At 61.8% G+C, this 20,113-nt stretch carries 21 protein-coding genes; 13 read left to right on the forward strand and 8 right to left on the reverse strand.

The genetic code is table 11. The annotated features are described in order from the left end of the window. The first annotated feature begins 29 nt into the window (after positions 1-29). Positions 30-527 (forward strand): cytochrome b/b6 domain-containing protein, encoded by a 498-nt coding sequence (locus tag NYQ88_RS05350; RefSeq protein WP_275653922.1) that lies wholly within the window; start codon positions 30-32, stop codon positions 525-527. Here the strand turns inward: NYQ88_RS05350 and NYQ88_RS05355 are convergent. Further along, the gene (locus tag NYQ88_RS05355) at positions 524-1,345 is read right to left on the reverse strand and encodes an amidohydrolase (protein WP_275653923.1); all 822 of its coding nucleotides are present in this window, start codon (positions 1,343-1,345) and stop codon (positions 524-526) included. The two genes, NYQ88_RS05350 and NYQ88_RS05355, sit on opposite strands and share 4 nt — an antisense overlap. A 32-nt stretch (positions 1,346-1,377) precedes the next feature. After that, the gene (locus NYQ88_RS05360; RefSeq protein WP_275653924.1) at positions 1,378-1,773 is read right to left on the reverse strand and encodes a hypothetical protein; all 396 of its coding nucleotides are present in this window, start codon (positions 1,771-1,773) and stop codon (positions 1,378-1,380) included. 130 nt (positions 1,774-1,903) lie between these two features. On the opposite strand from NYQ88_RS05360, the gene NYQ88_RS05365 reads away from it, so the two are divergent. Together NYQ88_RS05365 and NYQ88_RS05370 are read left to right on the forward strand one after the other, a co-directional pair. Continuing rightward, complete coding sequence (locus NYQ88_RS05365; protein WP_275653925.1) at positions 1,904-2,686, forward strand: 3-hydroxybutyrate dehydrogenase; 783 nt, start codon at positions 1,904-1,906, stop codon at positions 2,684-2,686. A gap of 19 nt (positions 2,687-2,705) precedes the next feature. Further along, positions 2,706-4,634, forward strand: coding sequence for an acetoacetate--CoA ligase (locus NYQ88_RS05370; protein ID WP_275653926.1), 1,929 nt, complete (start codon positions 2,706-2,708; stop codon positions 4,632-4,634). 58 nt (positions 4,635-4,692) lie between these two features. Here the strand turns inward: NYQ88_RS05370 and ugpC are convergent, their stop codons facing one another. The 4 genes from ugpC to NYQ88_RS05390 all read right to left on the reverse strand — a co-directional run bounded on the left by ugpC (position 4,693) and on the right by NYQ88_RS05390 (position 8,938). Continuing rightward, positions 4,693-5,754 carry a sn-glycerol-3-phosphate ABC transporter ATP-binding protein UgpC gene (gene ugpC / locus NYQ88_RS05375; RefSeq protein ID WP_275653927.1) on the reverse strand — a complete coding sequence of 354 codons (1,062 nt, stop codon included), beginning with the start codon at positions 5,752-5,754 and terminating at the stop codon, positions 4,693-4,695. A 16-nt stretch (positions 5,755-5,770) separates the two neighbouring features. Further along, entirely contained in the window at positions 5,771-6,643 is an 873-nt protein-coding gene (locus NYQ88_RS05380) for a carbohydrate ABC transporter permease (RefSeq protein ID WP_275653928.1), read from the reverse strand. Beyond that, positions 6,636-7,577, reverse strand: coding sequence for a sugar ABC transporter permease (locus NYQ88_RS05385; protein ID WP_275653929.1), 942 nt, complete (start codon positions 7,575-7,577; stop codon positions 6,636-6,638). The genes NYQ88_RS05380 and NYQ88_RS05385 overlap by 8 nt, the downstream gene beginning before the upstream one ends. A gap of 65 nt (positions 7,578-7,642) precedes the next feature. Then, complete coding sequence (locus NYQ88_RS05390; RefSeq protein WP_275653930.1) at positions 7,643-8,938, reverse strand: extracellular solute-binding protein; 1,296 nt, start codon at positions 8,936-8,938, stop codon at positions 7,643-7,645. Positions 8,939-9,137: 199 nt separating this feature from the next. On the opposite strand from NYQ88_RS05390, the gene NYQ88_RS05395 reads away from it, so the two are divergent. From NYQ88_RS05395 to NYQ88_RS05435, 9 genes are all read left to right on the forward strand, one after another. Then, positions 9,138-10,349, forward strand: coding sequence for an ROK family transcriptional regulator (locus NYQ88_RS05395; protein ID WP_275653931.1), 1,212 nt, complete (start codon positions 9,138-9,140; stop codon positions 10,347-10,349). A 28-nt stretch (positions 10,350-10,377) separates the two neighbouring features. Continuing rightward, positions 10,378-11,475 carry a Gfo/Idh/MocA family oxidoreductase gene (locus NYQ88_RS05400; protein ID WP_275653932.1) on the forward strand — a complete coding sequence of 366 codons (1,098 nt, stop codon included), beginning with the start codon at positions 10,378-10,380 and terminating at the stop codon, positions 11,473-11,475. Between the two features lie 20 nt (positions 11,476-11,495). Further along, positions 11,496-12,137 carry a ThuA domain-containing protein gene (locus NYQ88_RS05405; protein WP_275653933.1) on the forward strand — a complete coding sequence of 214 codons (642 nt, stop codon included), beginning with the start codon at positions 11,496-11,498 and terminating at the stop codon, positions 12,135-12,137. 163 nt (positions 12,138-12,300) lie between these two features. After that, a complete protein-coding gene (locus NYQ88_RS05410) occupies positions 12,301-13,302 on the forward strand; it encodes a TIGR03842 family LLM class F420-dependent oxidoreductase (RefSeq protein ID WP_275653934.1) in 1,002 nt (333 codons plus the stop codon). Positions 13,303-13,461: 159 nt separating this feature from the next. Further along, complete coding sequence (fgd, locus tag NYQ88_RS05415; RefSeq protein WP_275653935.1) at positions 13,462-14,466, forward strand: glucose-6-phosphate dehydrogenase (coenzyme-F420); 1,005 nt, start codon at positions 13,462-13,464, stop codon at positions 14,464-14,466. After that, complete coding sequence (gene cofE, locus NYQ88_RS05420) at positions 14,463-15,293, forward strand: coenzyme F420-0:L-glutamate ligase (RefSeq protein WP_275653936.1); 831 nt, start codon at positions 14,463-14,465, stop codon at positions 15,291-15,293. Before fgd ends, cofE begins: the two co-directional genes overlap by 4 nt. Before the next feature lie 4 nt (positions 15,294-15,297). Further along, the gene (locus NYQ88_RS05425; RefSeq protein ID WP_275653937.1) at positions 15,298-16,230 is read left to right on the forward strand and encodes a putative F420-0 ABC transporter substrate-binding protein; all 933 of its coding nucleotides are present in this window, start codon (positions 15,298-15,300) and stop codon (positions 16,228-16,230) included. Positions 16,231-16,270: 40 nt separating this feature from the next. Continuing rightward, positions 16,271-17,287: a putative F420-0 ABC transporter permease subunit gene (locus NYQ88_RS05430; RefSeq protein WP_275653938.1), complete on the forward strand. Its 1,017-nt coding sequence runs from the start codon at positions 16,271-16,273 to the stop codon at positions 17,285-17,287. Next, entirely contained in the window at positions 17,284-18,075 is a 792-nt protein-coding gene (locus NYQ88_RS05435) for an ABC transporter ATP-binding protein (protein WP_275653939.1), read from the forward strand. Before NYQ88_RS05430 ends, NYQ88_RS05435 begins: the two co-directional genes overlap by 4 nt. Here the strand turns inward: NYQ88_RS05435 and NYQ88_RS05440 are convergent. Further along, positions 18,072-19,172: an EAL domain-containing protein gene (locus tag NYQ88_RS05440; protein ID WP_275653940.1), complete on the reverse strand. Its 1,101-nt coding sequence runs from the start codon at positions 19,170-19,172 to the stop codon at positions 18,072-18,074. The two genes, NYQ88_RS05435 and NYQ88_RS05440, sit on opposite strands and share 4 nt — an antisense overlap. Before the next feature lie 26 nt (positions 19,173-19,198). Then, positions 19,199-19,456, reverse strand: a complete 258-nt coding sequence (locus NYQ88_RS05445; RefSeq protein ID WP_275653941.1) for a hypothetical protein — start codon at positions 19,454-19,456, stop codon at positions 19,199-19,201. 335 nt (positions 19,457-19,791) lie between these two features. Between NYQ88_RS05445 and NYQ88_RS05450 the strand changes: the two genes are divergently transcribed. Next, entirely contained in the window at positions 19,792-20,043 is a 252-nt protein-coding gene (locus NYQ88_RS05450; RefSeq protein WP_275653942.1) for a GlsB/YeaQ/YmgE family stress response membrane protein, read from the forward strand. Positions 20,044-20,113: the final 70 nt, after the last annotated feature.

Consider the following 20,113-nt stretch of genomic DNA (forward strand, 5'->3'; position numbering starts at 1 on the left):
TAATTAGAGCTGGCAAAATGGGGGCGCTGATGGCCGCGGTGAAAGGATATTCCAATGTGCAGATCGTCCTGCATTGGGCGATTGCCGCACTGGTGGTGTTCCAGCTGTTCGTCAATGAAGGGATGCAGATCGCCTTCAACGAGCGCCTCGAGGGCAAGGACGCGAGCCAGACTCTCGGGATGATGTTGCACATGATCCTGGGGCTGACCGTACTTGTCCTGGCAGCACTGCGCCTTCTCATTCGGTTCCGCCGAGGCGTGCCGGCGCCCCATCATGACAATCCGGCCATCCTCAACTGGCTCGGGCAGATCACGCACTTCCTGCTTTATGGCTTTATCTTCCTGATGCCGGTGACCGGGGCGGTGGCGTGGTTTCTGGGGGTGGAGCCGGCGGCCGAGGTGCATGAAATCGGCCGGCTGATATTGATCCCGGCTATCGCCTTCCACGTGGTTGGCGCGCTGGTCGAGCATTTCGTGTTGCGTCGAGATTCGCTCAAGCGAATGCTTAAGGCGACGGCGGACGGCTAGACCTTGTAGATGCGCTCGGCATTGCGATGGAGGAGGCGCGCCTTCTCGTCAGGGCTAGCGCCGGCAATGATATCCATGGTCGCCTCCACCCAGCGCGTTAGCGAACCAGTCTGGGTCACCACAGGGTGGTCGGAGCCCCAGACGATGCGGTCCCAGCCGAAACACTCGATGATGTGTTCGACATAGGGGCGGATGGTGTCGACGGTCCAGTCTCTGCCGGAATAGGCGACAATGCCCGAAATCTTGGCGTTGAGATTGGGGAGGCGGGCGATGGCGCGGATGTGGTCGCGCCAGGGATTTAGGCCTGTCCCGGTAACATCAGGCACGCCGCAATGGTCGAGAATGAAGGTCACGTCCGGCGCGCGTTCGACAAGCTGCTGGCCAATGGGCAATTGGTCTGCCCGGACGCAGAGGTCAAAGCTCAGGTCATAGTCCGGCAAATGGCGGATATTCTCGATAAAGAGATCGGACTGGCTGAGATCGTCTGCGACTTCATGAAGGATGCGCCGGACGCCCTTGACGTGGGCGTGGTAACTGAGGCGTTCGATCTCGGCAACGAAGTTGGGATGTTCGGGACGGCAGGCCGCGATGGCGCCGACAATCCGCGGCAGTCCCAGGACGAATTCGGTTTCGGCGAGCATGTCGGGCTCGGCGACATCCACTTCCATATGGAGGGCCGTTTCGATGCCCAGGGGGAGCGCTTCGGCGAAATAGGCTTCGAGCGTCCACTGGCGATTGAGCGCCGGTGCGTTGGCGAGCCAGGGATAGGTAAAACGGTCCTGGTAGACGAGATGGAGATGGGTATCGAGAATGCGCATTATCCTGAACTCCTCACGGCGCGAAGGGTAGCTCAACCATCCAGTAGGGCGATGCATTCCTCGTCATAGGTCACGCCAAGATCGGCGAGGCCGTGGCCTTCAGCGCTGGAGCTTCCGCCCATCTGGGCCATCAGTGTATCGCGCTTGCGCATGAGGTCGAGGTCGCGCTCGCCCGAGAGCACCTTCGCCTCATCAAGCGCGCTATTGGCGCGCTCGTCGTACTGCGTGCCGGTTTCGCCATCGCCGTCAGCGGTGAGATAGCGGGCCGTCAGGGCATAATAGGCGGCGCATTCGATGTATTTGTCGGCAACGCCATCGATAACGTCGGGTGCAGCCGGGGCGTTGGGGGCCTGGGGGCGTGTCGTCGCGAGTACCATCCAGACGAGCAGGACAAGCACGACTATGGGCGCAATAATCTTTCCCACCATGGCATTCTCCTCCCCTTTTCCCTCGCCTTGTCATCAAGTGTGCGAACGGTTTCGTCAAGCGGCGGCTTGAACTGGCGACGCCAAACGGCCAGAGTTCGGGAAAGACCTCGAGGTCTATGAGGGGGATGGGATGAGGGGTCGGCATATTGCCCTGGTGACGGGGTCGACCAGCGGGATCGGTCTGGCGATAGCTTTGAAATTCGCTTCCAGTGATTTCGATGTCGCCGTGCATGGTGTCGAGCCCGAGGAGGAGGTCGCGGAGATCCTGCAGTTCTTGCGGCAGGCCGGTCGAGGGCGCGTCTGGTATGCCCGCGCCGATCTCGCCGATGCAAAAGCCAGCATGGGCCTCGTGCAGAGCGTGGTCGATGCGCTCGGTGGGCTGGATGTGCTGGTCAACAATGCCGGCATCCAGAAGGTCGCTGCGGTATCCGATTTTGCCGAGGAAGACTGGCAGAGGCTGATGTCGGTCAATCTGGATGCCGCCTTTCACACCATGCGCAGCGCGATGCCGCATATGCTTGCCGGTGGGTGGGGGCGGGTGATCAATATCGCCTCGGCTCATGGCCTGCGCGCCTCGCCCTACAAATCGGCCTATGTGGCCGCCAAGCACGCGCTGGTGGGCCTGACCAAGACGGCGGCGCTGGAAGTGGCCGAGAGCAATGTCACGGTCAATGCCATCTGTCCGGGCTATGTCTGGACTCCGCTGGTTGCCAAGCAGGTGCAAGACCAGGCGCGGGTGCATGGCATCAGCGAGGATGAGGTGATCAGCAAGATCATCCTCGCGCCGCAGCCCAGCAAGAAATTCGTTCAGCCGGAAGAAGTGGCGGAATTGGCCGCCTATCTTTGTTCGGACTGGGCGAGATCGATTACCGGCTCTGCCATCTCGATTGATGGCGGTTGGACGGCCAAGTGATTGCAGAAGAGCCATTTAGATGAACGATATTCTTTTTCAGCCCGGCCCGGAGCGCATTGCCGCCGCGGCTCTGGCCGGTTTCGCGAAACAGCAGGGTTTTACTCCAACCGACTATGCGAGTTTGCATCGCTGGTCGGTCGAGCAGCCTGACGCCTACCATTCAGCCCTGTGGGCGCAGTTTGATATTGTCGGAGAGCGGGGGGCGCGGGTCTATCTGCCCGGGTCGTCGATCCGGGACATGCGGTTTTTCCCTGATGCCCGGCTGAACTATGCCGAAAACCTGCTGCGACAGCCCGATGGCCGCATGGCCATCATCGCACATCGCGAAGACGGAACGCGCCGGACCCTGACGCGCGCGGAGCTTTTTGGGCTGGTGTCGCGCCTCGTTCAGGCGATGCGGGCCGAGGGCGTGGGCATGAGAGATCGTGTGGCGGGGATCGTCACCAATGATATCGAGGCCATCGCGCTTTATCTGGCCACCTCCGCAATCGGCGCGATCTGGGCATCGTGCTCGCCCGATTTCGGCCCGGCTGCTGCGGCTGACCGCCTGGGGCAGGTGGAGCCGGCGCTTCTCGTGGCGGTACCTCGCTATGACTACGGCGGCAAGCAGTTCGACACGACCGCGTCCATCAATGCCGTCTGCGCCGCCGGGATGCCCCGACGTCTCGTCCTGCTCGGCGAAGCCTCGGATCTGTCTGGCTATCATGGGCCGGCGGTTACGCTCGATGATTGGATCGCGCCGTACGCGGAGGACGAAATCGACTTCGTGCGGCAGGGCTTTGATGCGCCCCACGCCGTGCTGTTTTCCTCGGGCACGACGGGCAAGCCCAAGGGCATCGTGCATGGCGCTGGTCGTCTGCTGCTGCAGCACCTCAAGGAGCAACAGCTCCACTGTGACCTGCGGGCGGGCGACCGGTTCTTCTATTACACGACCTGCGGGTGGATGATGTGGAACTGGCTGGTCTCCGGCCTCGCGTCGGGAGCCACGCTCGTCACCTTTGACGGCAATCCGGCCTATCCGCACATGGGGCGGCTGGCGGACATCATTGACGAGGACGAGATCGATATTTTCGGGACTTCGGCGAAATATATCGACGCCTGCAACAAGGCGCGCCTTCGTCCCAAGGATACCCATCGCCTGTCACGGCTGCGGACCATTCTGTCGACCGGCTCGCCGCTGCTTCCCGATGGGTATGATCACATCTACCGGGACTGGAAGAGCGATGTGCATCTCGCGTCCATTTCGGGTGGCACGGATATTTGCGCCTGCTTCCTCGGCGGCGTCCCGACCTTGCCGGTCCGACGCGGCGAGATGCAGGGCGCAATGCTGGGCATGGACGTGCACGGGTTTGACCAGAACGGGGCGCCAGTTTCGGAGGGGGCCGGCGAGCTGGTATGCCGCAATGCGCACCTCTCCATGCCGGTCGGGTTCTGGAATGATGCAAGTGGCGCGCGCTATCGCGCGGCCTATTTCGAGCGTTTCGAGGGCGTCTGGACCCACGGCGACTTCGTCGAACGGCGTCCATCAGGCGGCTATGTGATCCACGGCCGGTCGGATGCGACGCTCAATCCCGGTGGCATCCGGATCGGGACGGCCGAGATCTATCGGCAGGTCGAGCCTATTCCGCAAATCCTTGAAGCCATTGCGGTGGGGCAGGAGTGGCAGGGCGATCAGCGCATCATCCTTTTCGTTCGTCTGGAAGACGGCGCCGTGCTCGATGATGCACTCGTGTCGGAAATCAGGAAGCGTATCCGCTCGGGGGCGACGCCGCGTCACGTACCTGCCAAGATTTTGGCAGTGCCCGATATTCCGCGCACCCGCTCGAACAAGATCGCCGAATTGTCGGTGCGCGATGCGGTCAACGGCAAGGCGATGGAAGACAATCCTGGCCTCGCCAATCCCGAAGCGCTGTCGCACTTCCGGGATCGGCAAGAATTACTGGACTGAGAAGTGATGCCAGTGCGGTCGCGGTTGAATGCCGCGAACGCCATTTTGTGAGACGGGCCTAGTTCTTGCTGATGCGGCGGCCGCTCTGGCCGTCGAAGACATAGGTGCGTTCGACAGGCGCGGTCACGGACAGGTGCGCGCCAGTGTCGATGTCTTCTTCGCTCGATACCAGCACCATGGTCGGCTGGCCCGAGAGATCGAGGGTGACAAAGGTCTGCCCACCTGTGGGCTCGACGAAAGTCACTTCGCCGCTCAGAGGGCCGCTGCCGGCCTGGAAATGCTCCGGCCGGACGCCGATGGTCACTTTCTGGCCATCGCTGACGGGCTCAGAAGCATTGAAGTCGAAGCTGAGGCCGCTGGCTGTGCGGGCAATATTTCCGTCGATGGTGGCGTCAAAGAAATTCATCGCTGGCGAGCCGATAAAACCGGCGACGAAGAGATTGGAAGGACGGCGATAGAGCTCCATTGGGGAGCCCTCCTGCTGGATGACGCCATGATTGAGCACCACGACGCGATCGGACAGTGTCATGGCCTCGACCTGGTCGTGGGTCACATAGATCGAGGTGACGCCGACCTTCCGGTGCAGGGCCTTGATTTCGGACCGCATCTGGACGCGCAGCTTGGCGTCGAGATTGGACAGCGGTTCGTCGAAGAGGAACACAGCGGGATCGCGCACCACGGCACGGCCCATGGCGACGCGCTGGCGCTGGCCGCCGGAGAGCTGGCTGGGCTTGCGGTCCAGCAGCGGCTCGAGCTCGAGCATGCGGGCCGCCTGGCGGACACGCTGGTCGATCTCGGCCTTTGGCTTGCCGGACAGCTCGAGATTGAACGCCATGTTCTTGTAGACGGTCATATGCGGGTAGAGCGCATAGGACTGGAACACCATGGCGATGTTGCGCTCGCGTGGGGTGAGGTCATTGACCACGCGGTCACCAATGACGATGTCGCCGCCGGTGATGTCCTCAAGACCGGCGACCATGCGCAATATGGTCGACTTGCCACAACCGGAGGGGCCGACGAGGGCGACAAACTCGCCGTCCTCGACCGAGAGGTTAACGCCTTCGATGACCGAGACGGTACCGTAGCTCTTGGAGATGTTTCTTAACTCGAGACCGGCCATTTTCTGCACTCCGAGGCTATTTGACGGCGCCGGCGGTCAGACCGGCAATGATGTGTTTTTGCGCCGCGAAGAAGACGATCACGGTCGGCATGATGGTGAGGGTGATGAAGGCCAGGATCAGCTGCCAATCGGTCGAGAACTCCCCGCGGTAGACCATGATGCCCAGGGGCCACGGATACTTGCTCTCGGAATTGAGCATGATCAGCGGCAGGATGTAGCTGTTCCAGGAGCCGACGAAGGAGATGATCCCGACCGTTGCAATGATGGGCCGGGATAGCGGCAGAGTGATGCTCCAGAAAAAGCGCAGATAACCCGCGCCATCAACAAATGCAGCGTCGAAGAGTTCGCTCGGCAGATTGCGGAAGAAATTGCGGAACAAAAGGATCGACATGCCCAGGCCGAACGCCACCTGCGGGAGCACCACGCCCCAATAGGTGTCGAGCAGCCCCAGATCGCGGATGCGGATAAAGAGCGGCAGGATGGCCGTGGCGGCAGGGAACATCAGGCCAATGAGGAAGTAGTTGAGCAAAAAGCCCGAGCCGAAGAATTTGACATGGGCGAAGGTAAAGGCCGCCATCGCGGAGAGCGACAGGGTCAGAAAGACGGTAAGCGCGGCGATAAGCAGGGAATTGCCCATCTGCAGCCAGTAACGCTGGCTGAAGAGAATATTGCCGTAATTGCTCCACTGCCATTCCGAAGGCAGGCCGAAAGGATTGCCCCGCAGCTCGCCCAAAGTCTTGAAGCCACCCAGCGCTGTTGTCAGCAAGGGAATGACGATGATCGCCGCCAGTATGGTGAGGCTCGCGTAGAGATAGACCTTGGTGGGCAGGCGCTCGCTCCGCCCGCCTGCGGCCGTTGCGGCGTCGATAGGTGCGGTTGTCTCAGTCATTTTTCATGAAGATCCGCTTGTAGCTGAAGGCGAGGACGACGCAGATGACGAAGAGCACGACACCGACGGCCGAGCCAAAGCCGACCTGCATGCGCATGACGCCGAAGCTGTAAAGGAAGGTAACAAGGGTCTGGGTGGAGTTGGACGGACCACCGCCGGTAAGCGGCATGATCATGTCAAAAAGCTGCAGCGAGCCAATGACGGCAAAGAACACTGACAGGCGCACGGTCGAGCCCAGCATGGGCAAAGTAACTCGATAGAATTTCTGCCAGCCGGTCGCGCCGTCGATGTCGGCGGCTTCGAGCACGCTTTTATCGATCGACTGCAGCCCCGCCACAAACAGCATCATGTGGAAGCCGAAATACTTCCAGACGATGACGCCAAGCACGGCGTAGAAGGCGACCTGACGGTCTGCCAGCCAGAACGGCGCTTCCATGCCGAAGGTGTTGAAAATACCGGCGACGAGACCGAACTGGCCATCGTAGACGAAGCGCCAGATCATGCCTGCGGCGACGTCCGCCAGCACGTATGGCAGGAAGAACAAAAGCCGGAACATCACCGCGCCCTTGATCCGATGGGTCACCATGGTGGCAATCCACAGGGCGAGGGGGATCTGGATTATGATCGAGACGACGATGATCAGCCCATTGTTGATCAGGGCCTGGCGGAAGGCGCCATTGTTGAAGATCAGCTCGTAATTCTTGGTGCCGACCCATTGGGTTGGCAGGCCGTAGCCATTCCAGTTGTAAAAGGAATACCAGGCCGCTTCGCCCATGGGCAGGATGACGAAGACGGTGAAAAGCAGGAGTGCAGGCGGCAGGAACAGCACAAGCACGGGCAGGGTGCCGCGGACATGGCGTTTGCTGCGGCGGGCGACCGCGGGCGCGCGAGATGCGAGCGTCGGCGCGGCAGGCAGCGAACTGGTTTGGCTCATGGATCAGTCTCCCGGGACGGGTCAGGCGCGAGAGGCGGCCCCGCCGGAGCAGGGCCGCCCTTGAACTACATCTCGAGCGAGAAGGCGTCCTGGATCTGCTGGACGGCGTCTTCCGCAGAGATCTGACCAGCGGCCAGTTCAGCGGACATGTCGTTGACGACGCGACCAACATTGGGGCCGAGATCCTGATCCAGATAGTTCTGGTGCCAGGTTGCCTTGGCCTTCTGGGCTGCAGCTTCGGCCATGGACGGGTCCTTGACCCCGACTTCTGCACCGATCGTGGTGGGAAGAATGGCGTTGCGTTCCGCTACGATGGCCTGGTTTTCAGCATTGGTGAAGAACTTGAGGAACTCTTCGGTCTCGGGAGGTGCATTGGCCGTCACTACCCAGCCGTTGATGCCGCCGAAGTCGTCGGTGATCAGGCCCGGAGCGCCTTCAATGACCGGGAAGGGGAAGCGGCCGATATTGCTCTGCTCGAGGCCCTTGCCGTCCGTCGCCGCGCCGCCCTGGATCGTCGGGGTTGCGGTATTTTCGAAGCCGAGGAGGATGGCAGCGCGACCGTCTGCGAAGGCGGCTGTGGCATCTGGCCAGGTGGCGCCGAGATAGCCGGGCTGGAAGGGCTCGAGAGCGCCGAGTTCAATCAGCCTTTCGCTGGCGCGAACAAAGCCTTCGCCAGCAAAGCCTTCTCCACCCTTGGCCGCCGCAAAGCCGTCCTGGCCGACTTCACGCATGGCCAGATAGGACCAGTAGAAGTGCAACGGCCATTTATCGCCGCCGCCGCCTGCGATGGGGTTGATGCCGGCTGCCTTGAGCGTCTTGACGGCCTCAAGGAACTCGTCCCAGGTCCCGATGGCAGTGCCATCGACGCCAGCCTGATCAAAGAGCTCCTTGTTGTAGAAGAAGGAAACGACGCCGGACTGGACCGGAGCGGCCCAGACCTTGCCGTCAAAGGTCATGCCGTCGACAGCAGCCTTGTTGATGGAATTGCGCCAGGCGCCATTGTCGGCATCCATTGCCGGGGTGATGTCGCGAAGGGCACCGGTGGCGATCTGCGCTTCCAGCACGCCGCCAGCCCAGGTGTAGAACATGGACGGCGCTTCGTTGGACTGCAGCAGGGTGGGGAGCTTGGCTTTGTAGGCTTCGTTCTCGAGGAACTGGAACTCGATCTTGACGTCCGGGTTCTGGGCTTCGTACGCGGCGGCGATTTCCTGCCAGGTCCCGAGCCGGTCGGCGTTCGTCTCGAGATGCAGCCATTTGATGACCGATTGTGCCGATGCCGAAGATACTCCGGCCATCAAGGCAACAGCGCTGAGGGCAATAGCAAGCCGATGCCGCGCAAGGCGGCCAAAAGAAATGTTCATGTAGTCCTCCCACCGGACATTTTTGTCCTGATTGCAAATTAATTAGTGCGCTTTGCTGGGAAACTGTCAAGGGGGTGGCTCGTTGCGGCTGGTTTTACTCAGTCTGCCTCTTGTGCGGTGCTGTCGGAATGTGCCAAGAAGCCAGTAATTAATCCGCCATGCTGAAAAAATGAGCGGTGGGGAGGTACGGGGCTTTGGCATGAAGACAGCCGATCCCGAGTTGATGCGTGCAATCAATCGGTTCCATGTGCTTGATACGATCCGGCGGGCCGGTTCAATCTCCCGTGTGGAGATCGGCGAACGCACGCAGCTGTCGGCCACGACCATCTCGGCCATCACCGCGTCGCTGCTGGATGATGCGCTGATCACGCCGCGCCACGAGGGTGATCTGCGCGATGGCGCCGGTCGCGGGCGACCGCGCGTCATGCTAACGCTCAATGCTTCGGCTGCACGTGTCGTTGGCGCCAAGATCGCGCCGAATGGCCTCGTTTTCGTGGTCACCGATTTTCAGGGCGATATCCTTGCAAGCCTTACGCTTCCGGTCCGTGTTGACCGGCTACCGCTGCCGGTTTTCGCCGATCTGGTCGAAGACGGGGTGCGGCGCTGCGTCCTCGATGCAGGGCTGGGCCTTGCCGATGTGACCTCGGTCGCTCTGGCCGTGCCCGGTATTGTCGAACATGGCTCGGGCCGGGTGCGCTCGAGCTCGATCTTTCGCGACCGTGATGTGCCGTTGGCGAGCTTTCTGGCCGAGCGGCTGGGCGTTGCCACCATTGCCGAGAGCGACGCCAATGCGATCACCATGGGTCAGCACTGGTTCGGACGGGCGCGCGATTGCGATGATTTCGTGCTGGTTTCCGTAGAGGATGCGCTGGGGCTCGGCGTGATGCACAACGGGCAATTGTTCCGGGGTGCGCGGGAATTGAGCCTCGATCTCGGGCACATGATGATGGGCGTTTCCACGGCCCAGTCCGAGCAACTGGCCGATATTGCCAGTGAAAAAGCCATTTTGTCCGGCGAACATGCTGATCTGCGGCTGCGAGAAGCGATGCGCGTCGGGCGTGGCATGAGTCATGTCCGTCGACTGCTTGCAGATGGTGACGACATGTTTGCGGCCGCCGCAAGCCGTGCCGGCGAAGCCCTGGGCATCGCCATTGCCAATCTCGCCGGGCTGTTTGCGCCGCCGCGGGTCATCCTCGTTGGCTCCAGTCTGGCGCTTGGCCGCGGGCTGATCGAGCCTTTGCAGGCATCCTTTGCGCGCTCCCTGGCGGAGCCGCTGCGTGAGGTCACCCAGATCGTCATCGACGAGGCGGGGGACGAGGTCTGGGCGCGCGGCGCGGCCGCCGTGGCGCTGAGCGAACTTTATGGATCACCCTGGAGCACGACCGGTCCGGCGCTCCGGAATAATCCGTAAGACTGAGGAATTTGGTGAGGAGATTTTGATGCGCAAGGTTGGCATCGGTATAATTGGACTAGGCAATATTTCAGCCGCCTATCTCAAGGCGGCACAGAATTTTCCCATCCTCGACATTCGTGGCGTAGCTGACCTCAATCCGGCCGCTGCGGAAGCGCGCGCAGCGGAATTTGGCGTCAAGGCCGTGTCGATGGATGCGATCTTTGCGGACCCGGAAATCGAGATCATTCTCAATCTGACCATTCCCAAGGCCCACGTCGAAGTTGGCCTCCGCGCCATCGAAGCGGGCAAGCATGTCTATTCCGAAAAACCGCTCGGCATTGTCTTCGCTGAGGGCAAGAAGCTGGTCGAAGCCGCGCGTGCCAAGGGTTTGCGCGTCGGTTCGGCTCCCGACACCTTCCTCGGCGGTTCGCACCAGAGCGCCCGGCATATCGTGGACAGCGGCAAGCTTGGTCAGGTGGTCGGCGGGACGGCCTATTTCATGTGTCCGGGCCACGAGCGCTGGCATCCCAATCCCGGCTTCTACTATGAAGTCGGTGGCGGGCCGATGCTCGACATGGGCCCCTACTACATAACCGATCTGGTCAATCTGCTCGGACCTGTCGCGCGCGTTTCGGGCTTTGGCTCAATGCTGCGCACGACCCGCACCATCACCGCCAAGGAACGCAATGGCGAAGTGATCCCCGTCCATGTGCCGACCCATGTTTCGGGCACGCTGCAGTTTGCCAATGGCGCGCTGGTTCAGGTCACCATGAGCTTTGACGTTGCCGGCCACAAGCATGTGCCGCTCGAGATTTACGGCACGGATGGCACGCTGCTCGTGCCGGATCCCAACCATTTCGGCGGGCAGATCCAGTTCCTCGAAAAGGGCGGCGAATGGGCTGATGTCGACACCGACCAGCCTTACGCGGACGGCAATTATCGCTCGATCGGGCTGGCCGACATGGCCCATGCCGTTGCCGAGAACCGGCCGCATCGCTGCAATGGCGATCTGGCCCTGCACGTGCTGGAGGTCATGGAGGCGTTCCAGCGTTCGGCCGAGAGTGGTCAGGTGGTCGAAATCACCACGCCTGTCGATCGGCCGGCGCCACTGTCTCAATCGCTGCGCGAGGGGCGGCTGCAATAGTTATGGTAGAGGAGAAAAAGATGCGTGAGGCGCTGATCGTCTGGGGTGGCTGGAGTGGGCATGAGCCCGAGCAGTGCGCTGCCATCATAAAGTCGATGCTCGAGGAAGACGGCTTCAAGGTCTATGTCGAGAACACGACCGAGGCCTTTGCCGACCCGACCATCCACGATCTCAGCCTGATCGTGCCGATCTTCACCATGAGCAAGATCGAGAAGGAAGAGCTCTCGAACCTCACCGCGGCCGTGGCCGGGGGCGTGGGTCTTGGTGGCTATCACGGCGGCATGGGCGATGCCTTCCGCGACGCGGTGGACTATCAGTTCATGGTTGGCGGCCAGTGGGTGGCCCATCCGGGCAATATCATCGACTACCGTGTCGACGTGACCCGTTCGGACGACCCGATCATGGAGGGGATCGAAAGCTTCCCCTATACGTCCGAGCAATATTACATGCATGTCGACCCCTCCAACGAGGTGCTGGCGACCACAATGTTCACTGGCGATCATGCCTATTGGATCGACGGCGTCACCATGCCGGTGGTGTGGAAGCGCAAGCATGGCAAGGGCCGGGTTTTCTACTCGTCGCTCGGCCATGTCTCGAAGGAATTCGAAGTGCCGCAGATGCGCACGATCCTTCGGCGCGGGCTCAACTGGGCCGCGCGCTGACAGCATTTGTCAAAAGCAAGCAACACCAGCGGGCGGTCCTTCGGGGCCGCCCTTTGCATTGTATCGCAACCTTGCGATTACCCCGTTGACAATCACCGCTACCAAGATCAAAAATTTGATCGACTGGTCAAATTTATGGCCGCAGGGGGAGAGCGGGGGAACAATGGAATTCGGCATCACCTTCAAAGGGTTCATCGAGGCAGATCGCGCCCGTTATCTGGTCCGCGCGGCCGAATACGCCGGCTTTTCCTATTGCTGGTTCTATGACAGCCATATCTTGTGGCGCGATTGCTATGCGGCGATTGCCATGTGCATGGAACATACGACCGACATGCGTTTCGGCCCGCTGGTGACCAACCCGGACGTGCGCGACTGGTCGGTTGCCGCTTCGATCTTTGGGTCGCTCTCCAAGCAGAGCGGTGGGCGATTTGATCTCGCGGTGGGCCGTGGCGACAGCTCGATGCGCGTCATGGGCAAGAAGCCGGCGACGCTGGCCCGGGTGGCCGATTTCATCGACAAGACCAAGGCCATGGTCCGAGGCGAGGAAGTCAGCTACGGAGAAATCCCGGCTGCGGTGAAATTCCCCTGGGCTGTCGGACACGAAATGCCAAGCTGGATCGCCGCCTATGGCCCGCTGGCGCTGAAGACGGCGGGCGAGCATGCCGATGGCGTGGTGTTGCAGATTGCCGATCCCGGGCTTTGCAAATGGTTCACTGACCAGTGCGTCGATGCCGGCAAGGCCGCAGGCAAGGACATGTCGGGCTTCCGCTCCATGGCCGCTGCGCCGGCCTATTTTGGCGACAAGAAGCGGGCCATCGAGAAGGTGAAATGGTTCCCGGCCATGGTGGGCAATCACGTCGCCGATATCGTCGAAAAATACGGTTCGGACAGCGATAAGGTGCCGGCGAGCCTCACCAGCTACATCGAAAAGCGGCGCGGATACGACTATTCCAAGCACGGCCAGGCCGATAATCCCTATCTCGATTTCATCACTGACGACGTGGTGGAAAGCTTCTGTGTGCTGGGCGAGCCGGAGGAGCATGTCTCCAAGGTGCGCGAGCTCGAGGCGGCAGGGGTGACCCAGTTCAACATCTATCTCGATAGTGGCGACGAGGAGGAAATCATCGCCAACTACGGACGGTACGTGATCCCGGCGTTCCGCTAGGGGCAGCGCGATCTGATCCCTACCTAGCCTCCTGCCGGGAGGGGAAAGGATCTGCCGATGGCTCACGATGGCCGCGGCAAACTGGATGTGTCCCTCCCCCTCGATAGGGGGAGGTTAGGTGGGGGTGGATCCCACCGGCTTCGGAGGAGACCTTAGAAAATGCGCTTCGGGTACAAGGCTTCGGCCGAGCAATTCGCCCCGGGCAAGCTGATGCAGTTTGCCGTGGAGGCAGAAGAGGCGGGTTTTGACTCGGTCTTCGTGTCGGACCATTTCCAACCCTGGAAACACACTGACGGCCACGCCCCCTTCGCCCCTGCCTGGATGGCAGCCGTGCTGGCGCGGACGGAGCGGATCGTGCTGGGTACATCGGTGCTGACGCCCACGTTCCGCTTGCATCCTTCCGTGGTCGCACACGCTTTCGGCACGCTGGGCGCCATGTTCCCCGGCCGCGTCATTTTGGGCGTCGGGACGGGCGAGTCTCTCAATGAGGTGCCGGCAACCGGCATGGAATGGCCCGAACTCAAGGAGCGTTCGGCGCGCCTGCGCGAGGCCGTCAAACTCATTCGCCAGCTGTGGACCGAGGACCGTGTCAGCTTCGAGGGTCAATATTACAAGACCGTCAATGCCACGATCTATGACAAGCCCCATGCGCCCGTGCCGATCTATATCGCCGCCGGCGGGCCGCTCAACGCGAAGTACGCGGGGCGGGAAGGGGATGGGTTCATCTGCACTTCCGGCAAGGGCGCCGAGCTCTACGTCGATCAATTGCTACCGAATGTTGCCACCGGCCGCAGCGAATCCGGACGGGAGAGCAAGCCATTCGAACGGATGATCGAGGTGAAAGTGTCCTTCGACCCCGATGCCGACCGCGCGCTCAATGACACGCGCCACTGGGCTGCACTCTCGCTCTCGGCGGAGGAAAAGCATTCCGTGCAGGACCCGGAGGAAATGGAGCGGCTGGCCGAGGCTTTGCCGATCGAGCGGGTGGCCAAGCGCTGGATCGTGTCGAGCGATCCCGATGAGCATGTCGCCGATATCAAGACCTATATCGACTACGGCTTTGACCATCTTGTCTTTCATGCGCCGGGCCCGGATCAAAGCCGGTTCCTCTCGCTCTACGCAGAGGATATTCTCCCCAGACTGCGGAAACTCACGGGGGCATGATGACGCCTCGATTGACTGTCTGGGGCCTAGAAGGCATTCCCGAAATCGTGGCCGGGGACGACCTCGTCGTGCGGATCGGCGAAGCAGTTGACGCGGCGGCCCACAACGACCCTGACGCGGCCCTGCGCGACGGCGACATACTGGTCGTCACGAGCAAGATCGTCTCCAAGTCCGAGGGCATGCAGGTGCCGGCCAGCGAGCGCGAGAAGGCAATTGCCGACGATACGGTGCGCATCGTGGCGGAGCGCGTCCATCCGGGCGGGGTGATGAAGATCGTCGAGACGCGGCAGGGCCTTATCATGGCGGCCGCCGGGATCGATATGTCCAATGTTCCTGAAGGTGTCGCGCTGCGTCTCCCCGAGGATCCGGACCGCTCCGCGCGGGCACTCTGTGCCGGGCTGCGGCAGCGGCTGGGTGTCGATATCGGCGTGATCATCACCGACACGATCGGGCGCGCCTGGCGCGTTGGCCAGACCGACCAGGCTATTGGCGCCGCTGGGCTGCAATTGACCGACGATCTGCGTGGCGCCAATGATGCCAATGGCCGGCCTCTGCATGTCACGGTCGCGGTCGTGGCGGACGAGATTGCGGGTGCCGCCGATCTCGTCAAGGGCAAGACGAGCGGGATTCCGGTGGCCGTGGTGCGTGGGCTCGGGCGGCTGGTGCGCGATCTCGATGGCCCCGGAGCCCGCACATTGGCGCGCGTCGGCGATGACGACATGTTCCGCTTCGGTTCAGCAGAGGCGTTTCGGCTGGGCTATGAAGCGGCGATGGCTGAACTGGGCGAAGGGCGCATCGCCGCGTCGACCAAGCAGCGGCAGGACTGAGGTCATGCGTGTCCAATTCGCCATTCTGGCGGCTCTTGCATTGAGCTGCCCCGCTGTCGCGGCGACAGACGACCCGCTGGTGATCGACAATTGCGGCGTGATGGTTCAGTTCGAGGCTCCCCCGCAGCGCGTTGTTACCATCAAGTCAACCGCGACCGAGCTGCTACTGGCGCTGGGAGTGGGTGATCGCATCGTCGGAGTGGGGTTTCTGGATGGCTCGCTGCCCGCAGAATTTTCCGGTACCAATCTCCCTATGCTCTCGGAAAAACTGCCATCGCAGGAAGTTGTGCTCGAAGCCGAGCCGGATCTGATCTACGGCGGCTGGGAGAGCAATTTTGCCGCCGACGGCGCCGGTGAGCGCGCGACGCTCGCACAGCTGGGCGTCGACACCTACGTCGCGCCGGCAGCTTGTCGCACGGTCCGACCACCCAGGCTCGACTTCAACGTGCTGTTCGACGAAATGGCCGAGATGGGTGAGATTTTCGACGTTTCAGACGCCGCCACGGCGCTGGTGGAGAGCCAAAAGGCCATGCTGGCCGGTACACCCGCCGATGATCGTGGGTTGAGCGCGCTTTGGTACTCTTCCGGCACCAAGACCCCCTATGTCGGCGCGGGCACTAATGCGCCGGCCATGATCATGGACGCCCTTGGGCTCACCAATATTTTCGCTGAAGTGGACGACGGCTGGGTATCGGCCAGCTGGGAAGTCATTGTCGATGCCAATCCCGATGTGATCGTCCTCGTCGACGCGGCGTGGAATTCTGCCGAGCAAAAACGCAAACTCCTCGCCGAAAACCCGATCACGCGAGAACTTGATGCGGTGATCCATCAGCGTTATCTCGTCGTTCCATTCCCTGCGGGGGAGGCGGGCGTGCGCAATGTGCCCGCGGTCGTCGATATGGCGGCCCAGCTGCGCGCGCTGGATTTTGCGCGGTGACCCTTGGGTCTTTTCCACTCCGCACTGATCGATCCCGGTGATGATGGCGACGCCTCTGCGACTGTCGGTGTTTTTCGCTCTCTGCGTCGTCCTCGTTTGCAGCGCACTGATCGCGGTGACGCTTGGTCCGGCCGAGATTTCGCCGGGCGAGGTGTGGACGATCGTGCTGCATCATCTCGGCATCCTGCCCGAAAGCCCGGTCAGTCGTTTGCGCGACGCGATCGTCTGGGAGTTGCGGCTGCCTCGTGTGCTTGTCGCCTGCGGCATCGGCGCGGGTCTGGCGCTCGCAGGCGCGGTCATGCAGGCGCTGACGCGCAATCCCCTCGCTGACCCCTATCTACTTGGGCTGTCCTCCGGTGCTGCCCTCGGCGCGGTGACAATATTGCTGATGGGCGCGGCGCTGCTTATGCCGATCGGCGCTTTCTTGGGGGCGCTCGCTGCTCTGGGCCTGGCACTGGGCATTGCGCATCTTCTCGGCGGAGCCACACCATCGCGCGCCATTCTGGCCGGAATCTGCATATCGGCGCTGGCATCCGCTGGCACGTCCTTCCTCATCTTCTGGTCAGCCACCGGCGATAGTTATCGGGAAATCCTGTCCTGGCTCATGGGCTCGCTCAGCGGGTCGCTCTGGAGCGATGTGGGGCTGGTGGGGGCGGGGCTAGTGCTCTGTGCGCCGGTCATCCTCTTTTCAGCACGGGCGCTCGATGGTTTTGTGTTCGGTGACGTCTCGGCTGCGAGCCTCGGCATTGACGTCAACCGGCTGCGCTGGATCCTGCTCATCGCCACGGCTCTCCTGACTGGCATCATGGTGGCTATTGGCGGGGCGATCGGCTTTGTCGGCCTCGTCGTTCCACACGCGGTGCGGCTGGTCACTGGCGCGCGACACTGGAGGCTTTTGCCATGGTCCATGGTGGTCGGGGCCCTCGTCATGCTTTGGGCTGATACGGCGGCACGGACGCTGTTTGACCCCCGTGAATTGCCTGTAGGCATTGTCACGGCGCTCATTGGCGCACCGGCATTCTTCTTCGTCCTCATGCGCTACAGGCGCGTCACATGAGTGGTCTTGTGGTGTCCAACCTGACCATGGTGGCTGGTGGGCTGGCCATTGTGGCCGGTGCCGGTCTGTCGGCCCATGCCGGGGAAATTACCGGGCTGGTGGGGCCAAATGGCGCCGGAAAGTCTACCCTGTTGTCAGGGGCCCTGGGCCTTCGGCCGATTGCCAGCGGGGCGGTGCGCTTCCGCGGCTCTGACCTGCTCGCCATGCCACGGCGCCAACGTGCGCAGATCGCGGCCTATGTGGAGCAAGCGGCCAATACCGAGGACCGCCTGACCGTTGCGGATGTGGTCGGGCTTGGGCGGATGCCCTTCCAGAGTGTGTGGCAGGACGCGGGCGCGCAGGCCACCGACGCGGACATCATCGCTCAGGCACTTGATGATGTCGGACTGGGTGCGCTCGCTCAGCGGCTCTACACCAGTCTTTCCGGCGGAGAGCGGCAGAGGGTGCACCTCGCGCGGGCGCTTGCCCAGCAGCCGCAGCTTTTGGTTCTCGATGAACCGACCAGCCATCTCGACATTCACGCGCAGATCGAGGTGCTGGATCTGCTGAAGCGCTCGGCGAACGCCGGGGCCACAGTTCTTATTGCCCTTCATGATCTCAACCTTGCAATGCGCTATTGCGACCGGCTGGCGGTGATGCAATCGGGAAAGGTGGTCGCCGAAGGGACGCCTGATGCCGTGCTGACGGCCGACCTGCTTGACAGGGTCTATGGGGTTGCCGCACGGCGGATCGAGGATCCGCAGACAGGGGCGCCGGTCATCGTCTATGACGGGGTTGCACGAGGCTAACCTGCCGTGCGCATCCCCGCGGTGGTCTGGTCGGTCGGGGATCTGGCTTCAAGCCCGATGCGGCGCTCGAAGTCGGTCAGTTGCATCGGCCTGCCGTAGAGATAGCCCTGGAACTGCACGCACCCGGCACGGGCGAGGAAATCATGCTGTTGCTCGGTTTCGACGCCTTCGGCGAGGACATGCTGGCCAAGGTCGTGACCGAGCCGGATGACGTTTTCGGCCAGTGATGCGCTGCGGGCAGACTTGACGGCGTCCTGGACAAATCCGCGATCGATCTTGAGCTGCTGCACTGGCAGGCGCCGCAGATAGGACAGCGAAGAATAGCCCGTTCCGAAATCGTCCAGCGCAATAGTGATGCCCAGCTCGTGCAGCGCCTTGAGCTTGCCGACGACCACGTCCATCTCGGTGACCAGCACGCTCTCGGTCAGCTCCAGTGTGAGCTTTCGCGGGTCGGCGCCGGTGGATGCCAGTACCTTGCGAACGAGTGGCTCGAAATCCTTGTTGAGCAGCTGCCGGACGCTGACGTTGACCGAAAGTGTCAGGTGTTGGAACTCGGGGTGATTGTTCCATTCGGCCAGAGTTCGGCAGCCTTCTTCCAGCACCCAGCCGCCGATGCGGACCATCAGGCCGCTGCGCTCGGCTTCGGGAATAAACTCTGCCGGGGGAAGCGCCCCGCGCTGGGGGCTGGTCCAGCGCAAGAGAGCTTCCGCGCCGATAGTGGAGCGCTCTCGATCGACCTGAGGCTGGTAGACGAGATGGAATTCCTCGTTCCAGAGTGCCGCCATCAGGTCTCGGCTCAATGCACCCCGGCTGGTGAATTCGGCCTGCATGGCATAGGCGCAGCCGCAGAGCATGCCGACGGCGACAATGGTGTTCACCCAGCTGCCGGCAATTCGAACGGAGTCCGGAACTGGCATGGCCAGCGGCGTGGACAGGGTGGAACTGGCCAATGCCACGAAGCTGGCGAGGCAAATGACGACAAGACCGATCTGCACACCCGATGGCTGCCGCCGGTAATTGAGGTAACCCAACGCCGCAATCACCAGCAAATAGAGATGTGAGACGCGGGGCGCATCGGCGCTCGGCACGTCGAACATCAGGCAGATCGCGCCGACGAGCAGGATCAGTGCGGTTTGAGACAGGAGAAGGCCAATATTGAGTTGGCCCTGCGAATGAGCAGATAGCTTGCAACCCCGACGACGATGAGCAGCAGGTCCAGGCCAACCACACGCCACCAGCCAATAGAGGCGAAGAAGCCGGCCCAGCCGAGCCCGAGCACCACCAGGATCAGGGAAGCATATTCGTAGGCAACAACCAGCCTCGTCGAATGTTCGGCGCCGTGTCCGTCATGAAAGCTCCGGCCTGACGATGTACCAGTCACGAATGAAACTATAGGCGATGCCGTCCTAAAGATGCGTATTCATACATGGCCTGTTGGGCCTGAATTCTCGTTTCCGGGGATTTGGTTTCAGATTTGTAAATGTCCCCGGGGTGGTTGATGTTGTAGTATATCCGCTATCTGGTCGAGAGTGTTTATTTGCTTTTCCTATTGTGCGCCTGTCGTCGGGGAAAATGACGCTGCCATGTGAGCGTTGGCAGAGGACTGGCGTATCGAAGAAAATGCCTCGCTCAAAAGTGACTGCGCAACCAGATCACGTTTTCCGGCGTTTAGTTCAGGTCCGGCGATCGGGCCGGTTCCACCCAACGGGGGTTATCATGGACGAAACAGGCATTGGTTGGCTCGCTGCCATCATCATCGGCGGTATCGCCGGGTGGCTCGCCTCCAGCATCATGAAGACCAATACTGGTATTTTCCTCAATATCATTCTGGGCATTGTCGGCGCCGCCATCGCCAGCCTGCTGTTTGGCATGCTGGGCGTCTCGTTCGGCGGCTGGCTCGGCTATCTGATCGCGGGCCTCGTTGGCGCGTGTATCCTCATTGCCATTGTCAGAGCGGTTCGAAGGTAGAAATACTCAAATGCTTCAAGCATTCACGGTCGACAGCGGTGACGCTGCCGGCCGTTTTTTTATAGGCTGA

The sequence above is a fragment of the Devosia sp. SD17-2 genome (assembly GCF_029201565.1).
Taxonomy (GTDB): domain Bacteria; phylum Pseudomonadota; class Alphaproteobacteria; order Rhizobiales; family Devosiaceae; genus Devosia.